At 34.3% G+C, this 15,687-nt stretch carries 15 protein-coding genes and 1 tRNA gene; 11 read left to right on the plus strand and 5 right to left on the minus strand.

The window, feature by feature from the left end:
- Window positions 1-6 precede the first annotated feature (6 nt).
- Window positions 7-2,457, plus strand: coding sequence for a DNA topoisomerase (ATP-hydrolyzing) subunit B (gene gyrB / locus N3Z16_RS05795; RefSeq protein WP_282485766.1), 2,451 nt, complete (start codon window positions 7-9; stop codon window positions 2,455-2,457).
- A gap of 92 nt (window positions 2,458-2,549) precedes the next feature.
- Here gyrB and rnpA read toward each other — a convergent pair whose 3' ends face one another.
- Both rnpA and rpmH read right to left on the minus strand, forming a co-directional pair.
- Window positions 2,550-2,927 (minus strand): ribonuclease P protein component, encoded by a 378-nt coding sequence (gene rnpA / locus N3Z16_RS05800; protein WP_282485767.1) that lies wholly within the window; start codon window positions 2,925-2,927, stop codon window positions 2,550-2,552.
- Window positions 2,928-2,937: 10 nt separating this feature from the next.
- Window positions 2,938-3,072, minus strand: coding sequence for a 50S ribosomal protein L34 (gene rpmH / locus N3Z16_RS05805; RefSeq protein WP_223938464.1), 135 nt, complete (start codon window positions 3,070-3,072; stop codon window positions 2,938-2,940).
- A 229-nt stretch (window positions 3,073-3,301) separates the two neighbouring features.
- Between rpmH and N3Z16_RS05810 the strand changes: the two genes are divergently transcribed.
- From N3Z16_RS05810 to clpB, 4 genes are all read left to right on the plus strand, one after another.
- Window positions 3,302-4,165, plus strand: a complete 864-nt coding sequence (locus N3Z16_RS05810; protein ID WP_223938465.1) for a mechanosensitive ion channel family protein — start codon at window positions 3,302-3,304, stop codon at window positions 4,163-4,165.
- Window positions 4,166-4,213: 48 nt separating this feature from the next.
- Window positions 4,214-4,399, plus strand: a complete 186-nt coding sequence (locus N3Z16_RS05815; protein WP_223938466.1) for an HIG1 domain-containing protein — start codon at window positions 4,214-4,216, stop codon at window positions 4,397-4,399.
- Between the two features lie 163 nt (window positions 4,400-4,562).
- Window positions 4,563-4,648 (plus strand) — tRNA-Leu (locus tag N3Z16_RS05820).
- A gap of 647 nt (window positions 4,649-5,295) precedes the next feature.
- Window positions 5,296-7,869, plus strand: a complete 2,574-nt coding sequence (gene clpB / locus N3Z16_RS05825; protein WP_282485769.1) for an ATP-dependent chaperone ClpB — start codon at window positions 5,296-5,298, stop codon at window positions 7,867-7,869.
- A gap of 85 nt (window positions 7,870-7,954) precedes the next feature.
- Here clpB and N3Z16_RS05830 read toward each other — a convergent pair whose 3' ends face one another.
- From N3Z16_RS05830 to N3Z16_RS05840, 3 genes are all read right to left on the minus strand, one after another.
- Entirely contained in the window at window positions 7,955-8,371 is a 417-nt protein-coding gene (locus N3Z16_RS05830; protein ID WP_282485770.1) for a nuclear transport factor 2 family protein, read from the minus strand.
- 114 nt (window positions 8,372-8,485) lie between these two features.
- Window positions 8,486-8,959: a thioredoxin-dependent thiol peroxidase gene (bcp, locus tag N3Z16_RS05835; protein WP_223939596.1), complete on the minus strand. Its 474-nt coding sequence runs from the start codon at window positions 8,957-8,959 to the stop codon at window positions 8,486-8,488.
- 85 nt (window positions 8,960-9,044) lie between these two features.
- Window positions 9,045-10,847 carry a lytic transglycosylase domain-containing protein gene (locus N3Z16_RS05840; RefSeq protein WP_282485771.1) on the minus strand — a complete coding sequence of 601 codons (1,803 nt, stop codon included), beginning with the start codon at window positions 10,845-10,847 and terminating at the stop codon, window positions 9,045-9,047.
- A 303-nt stretch (window positions 10,848-11,150) separates the two neighbouring features.
- On the opposite strand from N3Z16_RS05840, the gene N3Z16_RS05845 reads away from it, so the two are divergent.
- The 6 genes from N3Z16_RS05845 to N3Z16_RS10990 all read left to right on the plus strand — a co-directional run bounded on the left by N3Z16_RS05845 (window position 11,151) and on the right by N3Z16_RS10990 (window position 15,624).
- Entirely contained in the window at window positions 11,151-12,203 is a 1,053-nt protein-coding gene (locus N3Z16_RS05845) for an IS110 family RNA-guided transposase (RefSeq protein ID WP_282485577.1), read from the plus strand.
- 308 nt (window positions 12,204-12,511) lie between these two features.
- Complete coding sequence (gene fabD, locus N3Z16_RS05850) at window positions 12,512-13,450, plus strand: ACP S-malonyltransferase (RefSeq protein ID WP_282485772.1); 939 nt, start codon at window positions 12,512-12,514, stop codon at window positions 13,448-13,450.
- A gap of 133 nt (window positions 13,451-13,583) precedes the next feature.
- Window positions 13,584-14,021: an IS200/IS605 family transposase gene (gene tnpA, locus N3Z16_RS05855; protein ID WP_282485546.1), complete on the plus strand. Its 438-nt coding sequence runs from the start codon at window positions 13,584-13,586 to the stop codon at window positions 14,019-14,021.
- A gap of 64 nt (window positions 14,022-14,085) precedes the next feature.
- Window positions 14,086-14,763 (plus strand): ComF family protein, encoded by a 678-nt coding sequence (locus tag N3Z16_RS05860; protein ID WP_282485773.1) that lies wholly within the window; start codon window positions 14,086-14,088, stop codon window positions 14,761-14,763.
- A gap of 236 nt (window positions 14,764-14,999) precedes the next feature.
- The gene (locus N3Z16_RS10985; protein WP_410519641.1) at window positions 15,000-15,170 is read left to right on the plus strand and encodes an IS1-like element transposase; all 171 of its coding nucleotides are present in this window, start codon (window positions 15,000-15,002) and stop codon (window positions 15,168-15,170) included.
- Window positions 15,157-15,624, plus strand: coding sequence for an IS1 family transposase (locus tag N3Z16_RS10990; protein ID WP_410519642.1), 468 nt, complete (start codon window positions 15,157-15,159; stop codon window positions 15,622-15,624). Before N3Z16_RS10985 ends, N3Z16_RS10990 begins: the two co-directional genes overlap by 14 nt.
- Window positions 15,625-15,687: the final 63 nt, after the last annotated feature.

A 15,687-nucleotide genomic window follows, 5' to 3' on the forward strand; every position in this document is an offset into this window, starting at 1 on the left:
ATAGTTATGTCAAACTCGGAACAAAAAGTCAATATCGAAGAAATTGGAACACACCTTTACCAAGAATATGCAGCTGATTCAATTAAAGTACTAAAGGGGTTAGAAGCAGTAAGAAAAAGACCAGGAATGTATATAGGCGATACTGATGATGGATCAGGATTGCACCATATGGTATATGAAGCAGTTGATAATGCTATCGATGAAGCTTTAGCCGGGTATTGCGATCGGGTGGAAGTAATGCTTAATAAGAACGGTTCGGTAACTGTGAGGGATAATGGCCGTGGTATACCTGTTGACATTCATGAAGGGGAAGGAATTTCTGCTGCAGAAGTTATAATGACCCAACTTCATGCTGGGGGAAAATTTGATCAGAATTCATATAAGGTTTCAGGTGGATTACACGGAGTGGGCATTTCTGTAGTCAATGCCTTATCCGATTGGCTAGAGCTTCGTATTTGGCGTAACCAGAAAGAGCATTTTATTAGATTTGCAAACGGAGACTCTGAAAGCCCGCTAGCAGTAGTAGGAGATGCAATTGGAAAAAAGGGTACAGAAGTTACCTTTATGCCTTCCATTAGCATTTTTACTAATATTGAATTTAATTTTGCTACCCTTGAACATAGGATTAAGGAGCTTGCTTTCTTGAATTCAAGCGTCAGAATAATTCTAATCGACAATAGGTATGACGAAAAGAAAGAGCTGGAATTCTATTTTACTGGCGGGATAGAAGCATACGTCAAATATGTTGATAGAAGCAAGATAGCTCTCCATCCTGCTATTTCTCTTGTTGCACATAACGATGAAAAAGGTATAAGCTTTGAATGCGCAATGCAGTGGAACGATTCCTACCATGAGAATATCTTGTGTTTTACCAATAATATACGCCAGCGTGATGGGGGTACACATTTAATTGCCTTTAAAGCAGCTTTAACTAGAATGGTAAATAGTTATCTTGAGCAAAGTGGGATTGCTAAGAAAACTAAAGTAAATTTCACCGGGGATGATGCAAGGGAAGGTCTTTCTTGTATACTATCTGTTAAAATACCTGATCCTAAATTTTCTTCACAAACAAAAGATAAATTAGTTTCTTCAGAAGTTAGACCAGTAGTCGAAAATGCTATATATAGTAAATTATTAGAGTGGTTTGAGGAACATCCAGTTGAGGCAAAACTGATCATTAACAAGATAGTGGAAGCAGCAACTGCAAGAGAAGCAGCAAAGAAGGCAAGGGAATTAACTAGAAGAAAATCAGCTCTTGAAGTCTCTAATCTACCTGGGAAATTAGCTGATTGCCAAGAAAAAGACCCAGCTAAGTCTGAGATCTTTATAGTTGAGGGAGATTCTGCTGGGGGTACTGCAAAACAAGGAAGGGATCGAAAAACACAAGCTATTCTACCTCTGCGTGGTAAAATACTAAATGTTGAAAGAGCTAGATTTGACAAAATGCTGGCCTCCGAACAAGTCGGAACTTTAATTACTGCACTTGGAGCTGGTATTGGGATTCAGGATTTTAATATAGAAAAACTGCGTTATCATAAAATTGTTATCATGACAGATGCTGATGTTGATGGCTCGCATATCAGAACTTTATTACTTACTTTTTTCTATAGGCATATGCGCTTGATAATAGAAAAAGGTTATTTATATATTGCCCAACCGCCACTTTATAAGGTAAAGAAAGGAGCAAGCGAGACATATTTAAAAAATGAACAGGCGCTTCAGGAATATTTGATCAATTGTACTGTTAATGATACCCATTTAAAAATTGAAAACGGCAAGGAAATAACCGGTGAAAGTTTAATTAATATCATAAATCAAGCAGCTTTGTTTACAGCCACTCTAAATCATGTTTCGAAAAAATTTGATCCTGCTATTGCTGAATGTCTAGCTGTCAATAATTTACTCAAAGTGGAGTCTTTCAATAGCCTTAAGGAAAATGAAATTATGAAAGCGATTTCTATATTAAATCCTGGTGTCTCTGAACCTGATAAAACAGATTGGCAAGTAAATATTTTTAGCGAATCAATAGAGTTTTTTAGGTTTGTGCGGGGGGTTAAAAATGCTAAAATACTTTATAAACAACAGCTCGAAGCTCCGGAATTTATAAGTCTTGCTAGAATTGGGGAATCGATATCTAATTATTTTAATGGACATTGTCTTCTAATCGTTAAATCAATTGAATATAAACTTTTCTTACCAAGTAAAATGCTTGAAATTATAACAGAAAACGGTAAGAAGGGCCTAGGGATTCAGAGGTTTAAGGGGCTTGGTGAAATGAATGCAGAGCAGTTATGGGAAACTACTCTTGACCATTCGAAAAGGACTTTGCTCCAAGTAAAAGTTAGTGATATTGACGGAGCAGAAGAGATAATTTCTACTTTAATGGGCAGTGTTGTTGAACCAAGAAAGGATTTTATTAATGCAAACGCTTTGAATGTAGTAAATCTTGATATATGAGGAAAGTTATAGCCAATTCAGCGGTATGTGGTACTAGGAATGATTGAGCAAAAGTTTATAAATCACACCTTCGCCAAATGCTAATTAATTGGCTATATAGGGGTTATTTTTTTCTTTATAGTTTTTTGTAAGACGCTCTTAAATTCAAGTGATAATTTGGCAAACTCTACCAAATCAAAATTTTTGTATGGTATAAAAATTATAGCTACTTTCGAGAGGTTCAGGTCACACTCTTTCAGCATTAATCTCGTTAAATGTCTTATTCGCCGCTTGATTTTGTTTCTAATATATGCTTTTTTAGAAATTTTTTTACTAACTTTCATTCCTAAAAAGGTAGGATTCTGGCTATCTGTTTGAATCAAGCTAAAATTCTGAGCAATCACTACCATAAAATATGGGCTAGATACTTTTTTACCATGCAAATTAACAAGGTCAAATTTTTTTTGATTTCTTAACGAATAAAGAGGCACAACTTTTGAATTAGGCGGTTAACTTTTTTCTTCCTTTTGCTCTACGGTTTTTTATAACTAATCTTCCGCCTACGGTTGCCATTCTTGACCTAAAACCATGTCTTCTTTTCCTTACTAGCTTACTAGGCTGAAATGTACGTTTCATAATAATTAATAATACTAATTAACATTTAACAGATGATTGCTTTTGCAATGATTGATGGTCAAATCTAATCAAAAACACCATAATTGTCAACCCCAAATATTGATACTAGTGTTTATAGTAGTTGGAGATAAATTTTTTTGCTATATTTTATTTATATAATAAGGTTTGTGTTGTTGTATTTCTTAATATTATACTACTTATTATAATATTCTTAAAAATATAAAATATTATGACAAGTTTACTTTCTTCATCCCAAGTTGATTCATCAATTTTTCATGAGATGTGGCAATACGGGTTGGTTAATATTTCCGGAAATGACATAAAGGTTAGTAATATAGTAGTAGCTTTGCTAATATTACTTATTGGTATCAACCTTTCCAAAAAACTCCTTAAACTAATTATACCGGTAATATCAAAGAAATTGGATGATGACCAAGACTTAGTTTATACCATAGAACGGCTTTTATCACTTGTATTTTTGGGCATTACGATTCTTCTTGCCTTACAGGTTGCAAATATTCCGCTTGCTATATTTGCCTTCATTGGGGGTGCTTTTGCAATTGGTATTGGCCTGGGTGCTCAAGGGCTTGTAAATAATCTGGTAAATACCATGATTATTATAGTAGAGAAACCTATAAAAATTGGTGATATTGTGGAGATTCAAGGCGCTATCGGCAGAGTAAAATCAATAGGGACTAGGTGCATAACTGTTAATAGTTTTACTGGGGGAGACGTTTTAGTACCTAACACGATACTAATGCAGAATAAGTTTTCTAAGTGGTCTGGTAGTGATAATATTAGTTACTGTATATACATCAATATAATAAAAAAAGATGGCTTGCAGATCGACTATGATTTGATTACTGAGCAATTACGTCGCATTAGCAACGAGCTAGATTTTGCAGTTTCTTCAATTGCGCCGGAAATCTATTTAACCAAAATTTCTGAATTAGAAGATCAGTTTTTCTTAAAATTCACCTGTAACTCAAAATTAATGAAAGAAGCTAATTTTATAAAAAGTAAGATAAATTTTGCCTTGCTTAAACATCTAAATATTCCTTTTAAAGTCGAGTATTCCGAAAATTTAGGATAAAACCACTTTTGGTATTACGTAATAACCAAATTAATTATACAAAGTATTATGAGCTACCTTCTTTTTTTATTCATCGTTATTACCATGATGATTTTGCTACTAGGCGTATTGTCAATGGCGGGAGGAGATAAAATCAGCAAAAAATTTGGCACTAAGCTAATGACACTAAGGGTGGTTTTTCAAGCTTTAGCAATTTTAGCCTTAATTATTTTTTACTTTTTTAGCAGTAAATAATGTTTATAAAATAACTTTTAAGAAGTTCAATCTCCTAGGCTTCGTGGTGCAAACAGATTTGCTAATAAATAACAGTTTTAGGAGAAACAGCTTTTAAATTGACAACACCTAGTTAGATCTATAGTCTACTTACCTTAAATACTCATATATCTAAAATCCTTGTGCCTCTGTGGTGGAATTGGTAGACACGACAGACTCAAAATCTGTTGCTCCTGGAGTGTGCCGGTTCAAATCCGGCCAGAGGTACCAATTGTTTTGTAAGCTATATTTGTAATAATTCTTATTTTCAAATTTTTAAAGCTACTGAAAAATCTTATAATAATTAATTTTATTAAAATTCATTCCTCTCTTTTTAGTACATACTTAAGTGTCTTCCGACCCTTCCAATTTCTGTAGGTATATTACTTATAGAGCAGCAGACAGCTAAAGTTATACACAAATTCAAGTTCATTATTGAATATTTATATATTAATTGCGTAATATTTTTTTATTTTATTGGAGTGATGCCTGTTTCAAGGTAACGCTCATTTTTTAATCAGCCTATAACTTTGCTAGGTAGTTACTGGAATTTGTGCACTAATATAACACATTATTAACATAGTTATCCACACTCTCTGTGGATAGTTCCCAAGTTGTAATACCTGCAAAAAAGTAAAAAAGGAAATTCGTCAACAGTGCTCATTATTTAATCAATAAATAAAAATCAGAAAAGTATAATATTTGCATATTTTAACAATATTGAACATAATTGGGGTAGGCCAAAAATTGCACAGTTGTGCGAGATTTTAAGAACTAATAATTACCAAGTAGGGTTGCGGTTTCACGCTAGTATCTTATTGATTTTTGAGATTTCAACCTTATATAGATGTTGTGGAAGTTAATAAAGAGGTAATGTTATGAATATCGAAAAATTTACAGTAGCAGCAAGAAATATAATTTCTGCCTCCCAGTTATTGGCTGCAAAGTATAATCATCAGCAAATATTACCTCTACATTTACTATCCTGCTTACTGCAGGAAGAAAGCGGTATTATCGTAAATTTAATTAACAAGCTTGGAGTGGATATATCTTTAGTCAAGCTGAGAGTAGATAAGGAATTAGAATCAATTCCTCAGGTCCAGGTTCACGGAAGTGGTGGGCAGGTTACATTATCTTCGGAAGGATTAAAAGTCCTTGAAAAAGCTATTAGCCTTTCAAAAGATAATAAAGATAGCTTTACCACTATAGAAAAGATATTTGAAGCAATATCTTTTGACAAAGGATCAGCCGGTAATATTTTAGCTAACTCCGGTATCGATTCAAAAAAATTAACCGCAGCTATTATGGATTTACGGAAAGGCAAAACAGCTACTTCAGAATCTGCCGAAAATAGTTATGATGCCTTGCTTAAATACGGAAGGGATGTAACTAAACTTGCTTCTGAAGGTAAAATTGACCCAATTATCGGTAGGGATGAAGAAATTAGACGTGCCATCCAAGTTTTATCAAGAAGGTCAAAAAATAATCCTGTACTAATCGGAGAGCCTGGTGTTGGTAAGACTGCTATAATTGAAGGATTAGCTCAGAGGATATACATGCGGGACGTGCCGGAATCGCTAGCAAATTGCAAGATTATTGAGCTTGATATGGGAGCGTTAATTGCCGGCGCTAAATATCGTGGTGAGTTTGAAGAGCGCCTTAAAGCAGTACTTAATGAAATCAAGGAAGCAAGCGGCGAAATTATCCTGTTTATCGACGAACTGCATTTACTAGTTGGGGCTGGTAAGACTGATGGAGCAATGGATGCTTCGAACTTGTTAAAACCAATGCTAGCAAGAGGAGAGTTACATTGTATTGGCGCAACTACACTAGACGAATACCGTAAATATATTGAAAAAGATGCCGCATTAGCGAGGCGTTTTCAAGCGGTATATGTTTCAGAGCCTAGTGTTGAAGATACTATCTCAATCCTTCGTGGTATTAAAGACCGTTATGAACTACACCATGGAATAACTATAGCAGATAGTGCAATTATAGCAGCAGCAACACTTTCAAATCGCTATATTACTGATCGATTCCTGCCGGATAAAGCGATAGATTTGCTTGATGAAGCAGCAAGCAGGCTAAAAATTGAAGTATCCAGTAAACCTGAAGAATTGGATGAACTTGATCGGCGGATAATCCAGATCAAGATAGAATTATCGGCTCTTAAAAAAGAAAAAGATGAAAATTCTCAAAAAAAGATCGTTACTTTATCGCGGGAACTTGCAGAACTGGAATCTAAATCTCTGGATATGAATTCCAAATGGCAAGCAGCAAAATCACAAATACAGGTATCACGAAAAATTAAGGAAGAACTTGAAAATGCTAAAATTGATTTAGAACGTTCGGAAAGAAGCGGTGATCTTGCCAAAGCTAGTGAGCTAAAATACGGTATTATTCCAGAGCTATCTAATAAGCTTAAAACCGCCGAGGCAGCTAGCAGTAACAAGTTATTCAAAGAAAGAGTTACTGATAGTGATATCGCCATTATTGTTTCTAAAATCACTGGTATTCCTGTTGATACAATGCTTACAAGCGAAAAAGATAAATTGCTTGCCATGGAGGCGCATTTAATGAAATCAGTAATTGGTCAGGAAGCAGCTATTGCTGCCGTTAGTGATGCTGTACGTAGGTCAAGAGCTGGGATTAGTGACCATGAAAAACCTTTAGGATCATTTCTTTTTTTAGGGCCTACTGGGGTTGGAAAAACAGAACTTACCAAAGCATTAGCAGAATTCTTATTTGATGACAGATCAGCAATATTGCGAATCGATATGTCGGAATATATGGAAAAACACGCTGTTGCCAGATTAATTGGTGCACCTCCAGGATATGTAGGTTATGAGCAAGGCGGTGCTCTGACCGAAAGTGTTAGAAGAAGACCATATCAGGTAATTCTATTTGATGAGATAGAAAAAGCGCACCCTGATATATTTAATATAATGCTCCAAATCTTGGATGAGGGAAGGTTAACCGATAGTCAAGGTAATTTAGTAGATTTTAAGAATACTTTGATTATTCTTACTTCCAACTTGGGGGCTGAAGTATTAGTTAATCAAAAAGAAGGAGAAGATACGGAACTCCTACGCGGGCAAGTAATGAATTATGTAAATGACGCATTTAGACCCGAGTTTTTAAATAGATTAGATGAAATTATTCTGTTCCACCGGTTAAATAGAACTCATATGGGTGATATTGTTAAAATCCAGCTGGGCATATTGAAGAAAGTCTTGGCCGCTCAGCATATAGACCTTAAATATGATGATCTAGTTATTAAATGGCTAGCAGATAAAGGATATGATCCGGCCTTTGGCGCTAGACCCTTAAAAAGAGTTATTCAGCGAGAAGTTCAAAATAATCTAGCAAAACTCATTTTGGCTGGAAAATTCTCTAGTGGCGATACTATTCATTTAACTGAAAAAGACGGGCACCTGGAGATCTTTAAGTAGCTTTCTAGCTTAAAATGGTAAATCCCAGTAGAAAAGGTAATAGTATATAAAACTTGTTTATGTAAACATTCATTCAGCTAATTACTCATTTAGCTTCGATAGGGTTTTCGTTCACTAATGCTTGTACTAGGGCTGAATCTAAATACGCTCTAACGTGGACAATAACCTCATTTTCAAATTTTACTAGCCAGCAATACGTATTGTTAAATGGTCTACCGTTAATAGAATAAGATAGCTGAACCATTTCCACTATGACTATTGGCGTATCTTCGGCTATCAAAATGTTACTTACCTTTAACACTGGACCACCCTTTAAAAGTTTTTTTAAGCGTACAAAGGTATGATCAAGGAACTCTTGCTTTCCATGATAAACTCCAGCTAGTGGATGGGTACTCATTACCTCCCATAACACATTTGGTGCAACTTGTGAAAAGAATTGATCCTGATGCCCATTTTCCAAGTTTCTGAATAATTTCTCTACAAATTGCTTAGTTAATTTCACAAGTTCCTCCTAAAATCAATAAAAAGGTTATATATAAGGTAAATTGGAAATTTTAACGAATCCAAGATTATTACCTATTTCTATAGAAATAAATCAGTAAATACCTGTTAAAAGTTAAACCGATAACTTTCTGATTTTATCTAATACTTCTCGGGCGTGACCTTCTACTGAAACTTTTGGCCAAATATGAGCTATTTCCCCTTCCTGGTTAATTAAAAAAGTAGCTCTATTGACACCCATATATTTTTTGCCAAACATGGATTTTTCAACCCAAACAGAATATTTAGAACAAGTTTGGCCATCTATATCTGAACCAAGGTTGAATTTAAGGTTATATTTATCCTTAAACTTTCCGTGTGATTTTAAGTCATCTCTGGAAATGCCTAAAACAACTGTATTTAATAAATTAAATTCGTTTAACAATTCGTTAAAATCGATTGCTTCAAGTGTACAGCCCGGTGTATCATCTTTAGGATAGAAATATAAAACAACATATTTTCCTTTAAGATCTCCTAAACTGACTTTTTTATCCTGGGATATTTCCACTAGAAATTCAGGTGCTTTATCGCCTATTCTTATTTTGCTCATTTTAATCCTCCTATTATCTAGTTCAGTTTTTAATTTCAAGCGTATATTTAAAATTTAAATATTTCCAGTAATTATTTCTCCGCTTCTATACATTGCCGAGTAAGTCTTGCTTTAATTTAAATTTACCGTCCTTGTTTAAAATTGCTCTATATATTTGCAGATTTTCTAAAACCCTTTGAACGTAGTTTCTAGTTACAGAAAAAGGTATACTTTCAATCCAGTCAATAGCTTGATGATAATCTTTAAACTCTCTTAGGTCACCATACAAATCTAGCCATTTTTTTACTCGGTGAGGGCCAGCATTGTAAGCGGCAATAGCAAGTATATAGTAATTTTTATGTTCCTTTAACATATCAGCTAAATAATGACTCCCTAAAGTTAAATTGTAGTAGGCATCATTTGTTAAATTTTTTAAATTACATTTAATCGCTAGTTTCTTAGCAGTATCGCAAGCTGTTGGTTCCATAAGCTGCATTAAACCCATTCCTTTATCCGGCGCAATAACAGATTTCTCGAAACTGGATTCTTGCCTGATGATGCTGTAAGTAAGAGCTTTTTCTGTGGGCAGATGATCAATTTTATAAGGGTCAGGAAATGAATAATGATCTAAAAATACATGCTTCTGCATAGCAGTTCGTGATAACCACACTTTATGATGGACATTAGGTGTTTTAGTTGCAAGGGCAATTGCTAATACTTCTTGTTCTTCCTCGGCAGAATTAACTAAATCGTCTAAATAAACCTTAGCAAGGCTACTGCTACCGTATTTACTAACTAGATTTGCTGCTCTTAATATATCCTTATTTTTTATATTATAATCTTTTTTATGAGTACTAGTTACTTTTGGCGGTAATCTTAATTTATTTGCTCCAATTTCTAAAGTTGCTACCTGGCCATAAAATGTATAGCCGAATTGGTGAGCTGCTCTTTCATATAATTTTCTTGCCTCTTCTTGCTGGCCATTTTTTGCGTAAGCTCTGCCTAACCAATACATCCCTCTTGATATACTAATTGGAGTTTTTACTACCTGAGCGAATTTTTTAAAATGTTTGATAGCTAGCTGTGGTTTATTTAGAAAACGAAGGGCCAACCACCCGGATAAAAATTCTGCATCACTAATATTTGCTGAGCTTTCGGCAAAATGTACACTAGCAACGATATAGGCATCGTTGAAACGTTTATTTTCAATATATTCTCTTGCTAGATAGCATTGAATTTTCCAAAAATCATCTCCATGCATCCCATAATGTTTTACGCCATTTATTAAACTTGCAATTTCGGTACTTTTAGGCAATTCATTTTTTCTAGAACTGACGTATTGATATACTAAACCTGGTGTGTAATATTCTTTTGGAACATTTCTAAAAAGCTGTTTTGTTTCTTTCTTCATATCAGTAAAAGCCATATGAGCTTCAAAAGCTTTTTTATACCCTGCTTCTACTAAATTTAGGGAGTTTTTAGCTAATGTAGTTGATCCTTTCCAGATTAAATTGTCTATTCTTTTAATATTATCATTCTTATTAAGAAATTTTTTAAATTTCTTGTAAAAATCAATCTGTTGCTCTTGGCTAAAAGATCCGTATATCCACCCCTTTTTAATTACAGGAGCGAGTTTATTTGGGTCAGTTAAAATCTGGGCAGCGGCAAAAGCATAATATTTATAACCGCAGCCAGTAATCGGCCGATGAGTTTTAAACCAATTATATATTTCTGTATCACTTACCGTTTCGTTTAGCAGGTTCTCGGCTCTACTTTTCAATAAATTATTTTGTGGCCATTTAGGGTTTTCTTTTAAAAATTTTACTATCTCATGAAAAGTGGTTTTGGTATAGCTTGAGTCTAAAAACCCTTGCGATAAAACTATCTTAAGTAAAGCTTTATCGCCCAACTTAGTTGCTAGGTTTTCGGCGTTTACCCAATTGCTAGTTTGTATGTAATCAAAAACTTGTTTATAAGAGTCGTTATGTGCAGGAGTTTTTCCGTTGGCAAATCCATAGAGACAACAACACAAGTTTATTGTAATTACTAAAATAATTGACAGTTTACGGATATTTCTCATAATGTTTTAAAACAACTTTAATATATTTTACCTATTATAATGGTATGGACCTACCCTAGTATACAGAATCTATAACAAATGTTATTGTTCTAGAATAGGAAATGAATCCTAAACAACAATAGAGAGGTCCACATGACAAATATTACTACAATAGGTATTGATATAGCAAAAAGAATTTTTCAGTTTCATGGTGTAGATAAAAATGGCAAGACTGTGTTGAAGAAAAAACTAATGAGGGATCAGGTATTAACTTTTATAGCTAATTTACCTAAATGTTTAGTAGGTATGGAAGCTTGTGGAGGTGCTAATTATTGGGCTAGAGAAATTAGCAAACTAGGGCACGAGGTAAAATTAATGGCGCCACAATTTGTAAAGCCATATGTAAAAACTAATAAAAACGACCAAGCTGATGCAGAAGCAATATGTGAAGCCGTATCAAGACCAAATATGAGATTTGTTCCGATTAAAAGTATAGAACAACAGGATATCTTATCAATTCATAGAGTAAGGGCTAGATTAGTAAAAAATCGTACTGCTCTTGCTAACGAGATCCGAGGGCTATTACATGAGTTTGGAATCATTATTCCTCAGGGTATAAATAAAATTACATCAAAGTTAACAGAGGTTCTAGACAGCGGGAAATTAAGTCCAATAAGTCAGCAAACTTTCAGTGATTTAAAAGAGGAATTTATCGAGAATGATAAGAAAATAAAATGCTTAGAAAGTAGACTAAAAATAATGGCTAGTGAATTAGATAAGTATCAACAAATAATTGCTATACCTGGTATAGGTTTAATTACAGCTACTGCCTTGATAGCATCTATAGGGAATGGTAGTTGTTTTGAGAATGGTAGGCAATTATCCGCATGGCTTGGATTAGTGCCAAGACAAGCTTCTAGTGGTGGTAAAGAGAAGCTGCTTGGAATCAGTAAAAGAGGTGATATATACTTACGTACATTATTAATTCAAGGAGCAAGAGCTGTACTTAATACAAAACTAAGATTTACTACTGAATCACAGAAAGCTAAAAAAGATTATAGCAAATTTGCACAATGGATGTTTAATTTATATGACAGGAGTGGGCATAACAAAACAGTTGTGGCTGTAGCTAATAAATTAGCCAGAATTGTATTTGCAGTGCTAAGCTCAGGTAACGATTATGTAGAGAATAAAGTGTGTAGTTAGGGGTAAGTGACATGGTGTTATTTACTCAAGTAGCTACTATAATTTCAGGAATATGCGAGAGGTGATAAACATTGATGGCAAAATAAGACAAATCTTATACTTACAAAAAAACTGTTTTACTCATGGGCTCAAACACGAAGCCGATATTATGATTATGTTAAGTTTGTAAGTGGCGAATTTCCATCAGGGCTGTAGAGTAAATGATTTAATAGAACTATTTACTTAACTATAAGTCGGATACATGACTGCATTTTGATTTTTTTGCTATTAATATTATTTATTTCTTGCATTATCGGGGAGGTCCATACATGAATAGAGCTTTCATTTTTCCTGGACAGGGTTCTCAAATTGTTGGTATGGGAAAGGATTTCTATGATAACTTCGATGAAGCAAAATCTGTTTTCAAAATTGTCGATGAAGTTTTAAGTTATCCCCTAAGCAACATTATTTTTAACGGTTCAATCGAGGAGCTAACCCTTACCGAAAACACCCAACCAGCCCTAATGGCAGTCTCTATAGCAATACTCAAGGTCATTATAAAACAATCAGGCAAAAAAACAAACGAACTTTCATCATTCGTAGCGGGGCATTCACTTGGGGAATATAGCGCTCTCTGTGGAGCTCAAAGTTTATCGCTGGAGGATACAGCAAAATTACTACATATAAGAGGTACTTCCATGCAACAAGCCTCTCCACAAGGGCAGGGGTCAATGGCTGCATGTATAGGAATAAGCTTGAAAGAGTTACAAGAATTATTAGATTTCTCTAGCGTTGGTGGAATATGTCAGATCGCCAATGATAATGTAGAAGGACAAATTGTTATCAGCGGTCATGATGAAAATATTAACTACATGCTATCGGTTTTAAAAGATTTAGGTTATAAAGCTATTAAACTTAAAGTAAGTGCGCCATTTCATTCTGCTCTTATGAAGCCTGCAGAAGAGCCTATGTCATCAGCTCTAATGCAGACAAATATAAAAATTCCGGCTGTTCCCGTGATAGCAAATGTAACAGCCAAGCAAACAATTTCTCCAGATGAAATTCGTTCTAATCTAATTTCTCAAATTTGTGACACCGTCCGGTGGCGTGAAACTATGGATGAATTAAATCGTCTTGGGATAAAAGAGCTGGTAGAAATAGGCTCGGGTAAGGTATTATCAGGACTTGCTAAAAAAACACCTCATAACTTTAAAGTTACTAACATTTCAACAATTGCTGAAATGGAGCAATTTTTAAGTGATATTTGAGTTTTTGGATATACCAGGTTTATTTAATAAGGTAATCAAATTTATAGTCCCTTTGGTGGTGAAAACCTCCATCTTCCAGATGGAAAAGCTTTAGCTTGTCTAATGCGCCATGATGCGGTAGCATCATAAGTCTATGACTTACTATAACAAAAGATCACATTCAGTTTTTTATCATCGTTATCATATAGTATGGATAACGAAATATCGCTATAAGGTACTTACTTACGACATAAAAAAACGTGTTCGGGAACTAGTGTTACAGGTAGCTGAGGAAATGAGTATAAAGATAGAAAATGGCGTTGTATCAAGCGACCATGTCCATATATTTGCAAATATTCCTCCGCATATTAAAATTAGTGAATTTGTTCAGAAAGCTAAGGGAAGATCATCTAAAAGAATACAGGAAGAATTTCCGATACTAAAAAAGAAATACTGGGGTAGACATTTATGGGGCAGAGGATACTTCAGTTCAACTAGCGGTAATGTTACAGATGATATGATTAACGAATATATCAACAAACACACTGACGCTCATGAGACCGACTTTACTTCAAATATTAGGCTAGAATGAGCTTTAGCTTGATAAGCGACTTCTAGTCGCAAAGATCAAACTTTCATCTCTCAGATGAAAGTGGTTGATTTTTCCTTTTAGGTGTTCTACCTGTAATGACCTTACAGATACCGGCGAAGGTATATGCAGCTCTTGTTGGCCAAAATTTAACTTTATAAACAAACCTTACTGTTTTATTTGTTGCAAAAAATTCGAAGTGGATTTTAGTGAAGTTAATATTTGTGCTGCCTGTGTCATTGCTCGGCCTAAAATTGATATGATAAGGACTTTACTGGAGTTCTCACCAGAAACCAAAAAACTGGTTCACAATTTTAAATACCATGATAAAACAAGTTTAGCAAAATTATTTGCTAAGCTGATAAATAATAGATTTTCAGAAGATTTAAAAGATATTGATGTCATAAACCCAGTACCTATGCACAAACTTAAGCGCATTTTTCGGGGTTATAACCCTCCTCAAATTCTCGCTCAGGAACTATCTAAGAAACTTGCTAAACCATTTCTTCCAAATCTGTTAATCAAGAAAAGACTAACAAAAAATCAAGTAGGGTTAGCTAAAAAAGGAAGGACACAAAACATTCTTGGCAGTTTCGAGCTTAATAAGAACTTTAATATTCGAGACAAAGTTATTTTGCTCGTTGATGATGTAATAACTACAGGAGCAACAACTACTGAATGCACCAAAATTTTAAAAAGGGGAAAAGCAGGGAGCGTAAAACTTGTAACAATTGCAAGAGTATAGCTAGTTTATATATTAAGCTAGAAATTTAGGTAAGGCCTCCATTTTGCAGGATTGGTAGAAATATGCTAGAATGCTTAAAGACTAATAGCAAAAGAAGTTTTAAGTGTTATGGCAAAATAGATGTTAAGTATAGATATTGTAATAAGACCGGAGAAGTAGTAAAGGCAGGGTATTTCATTTGAAAACAACAACGATACCAGTGTAATCAATGCAATCGATATTTTCAGCTGGGCTATATCAATAATGCATCTAAGCCTGGAGTAAAGGGGCAGATAGTAGAAATGGCAATTAACGGCTCTGGCGTTAGGGATACAGTCAGAGTATTAAAAGCAGGTATCAATACGGTTATCCGTATTTTAAAAAAGTCTAGTATTAGAAACGGCAAATCATTCTATCAACACAACTGAAGTAATTATTGCTCCTGAAATAGATGAACTATGGTCTTATGTACAGAACAAAGCTAAACAAAGGTGGTTTTGGTATGCTCTGGATAAGATTTCGTTAAAAGTAGTTACTTATACTTTTGGCACAAGGTGTGACAGCACATTAGAATCATTACTTCAGAAACTGGAAAATTCCAAGGTTACTTTTTACTTTACTGATGGGTGGGGGAGCTATGCAAGGTTATTAGACTCCAAAAAGTACATTATTAGTAAAAGATATACTCAGCGGATAGAACGGAGCAATTTAAACCTTAGGACGAGATGCAAAAGTCTTGCCCGTAAAAGACCATTTGCTTTTCTAAATCAGTTGATATTCATGATAAAGTTATTGGCACACTTAGTGAACATATTGCCTTTTAATATGTTCATCTGTAAAATAGAGGCATTACCTTTTATTCTTTTATTTTTTATCACATAGGTTAAATTCTAAATTCAAAAAATTTAGCTTGTAGAAATATAGTAATTGAAGTTGTAGATTCAT

Source organism: Candidatus Megaera polyxenophila (genome assembly GCF_029982035.1).
Lineage (GTDB): Bacteria > Pseudomonadota > Alphaproteobacteria > Rickettsiales > Rickettsiaceae > Megaera > Megaera polyxenophila.

Excerpts from the sequence above, each read along its gene's own strand:
- fabD (WP_282485772.1), top strand. The coding sequence starts at position 12,512 with ATGAATAGAGCTTTCATTTTTCCTGGACAGGGTTCTCAAATTGTTGGT.
- gyrB (WP_282485766.1), top strand. The coding sequence starts at position 7 with ATGTCAAACTCGGAACAAAAAGTCAATATCGAAGAAATTGGAACACAC.
- rpmH (WP_223938464.1), bottom strand. The coding sequence starts at position 3,072 with ATGAAACGTACATTTCAGCCTAGTAAGCTAGTAAGGAAAAGAAGACAT.
- clpB (WP_282485769.1), top strand. The coding sequence starts at position 5,296 with ATGAATATCGAAAAATTTACAGTAGCAGCAAGAAATATAATTTCTGCC.
- bcp (WP_223939596.1), bottom strand. The coding sequence starts at position 8,959 with ATGAGCAAAATAAGAATAGGCGATAAAGCACCTGAATTTCTAGTGGAA.
- tnpA (WP_282485546.1), top strand. The coding sequence starts at position 13,584 with ATGACTTACTATAACAAAAGATCACATTCAGTTTTTTATCATCGTTAT.
- N3Z16_RS05845 (WP_282485577.1), top strand. The coding sequence starts at position 11,151 with ATGACAAATATTACTACAATAGGTATTGATATAGCAAAAAGAATTTTT.
- N3Z16_RS05815 (WP_223938466.1), top strand. The coding sequence starts at position 4,214 with ATGAGCTACCTTCTTTTTTTATTCATCGTTATTACCATGATGATTTTG.
- N3Z16_RS05810 (WP_223938465.1), top strand. The coding sequence starts at position 3,302 with ATGACAAGTTTACTTTCTTCATCCCAAGTTGATTCATCAATTTTTCAT.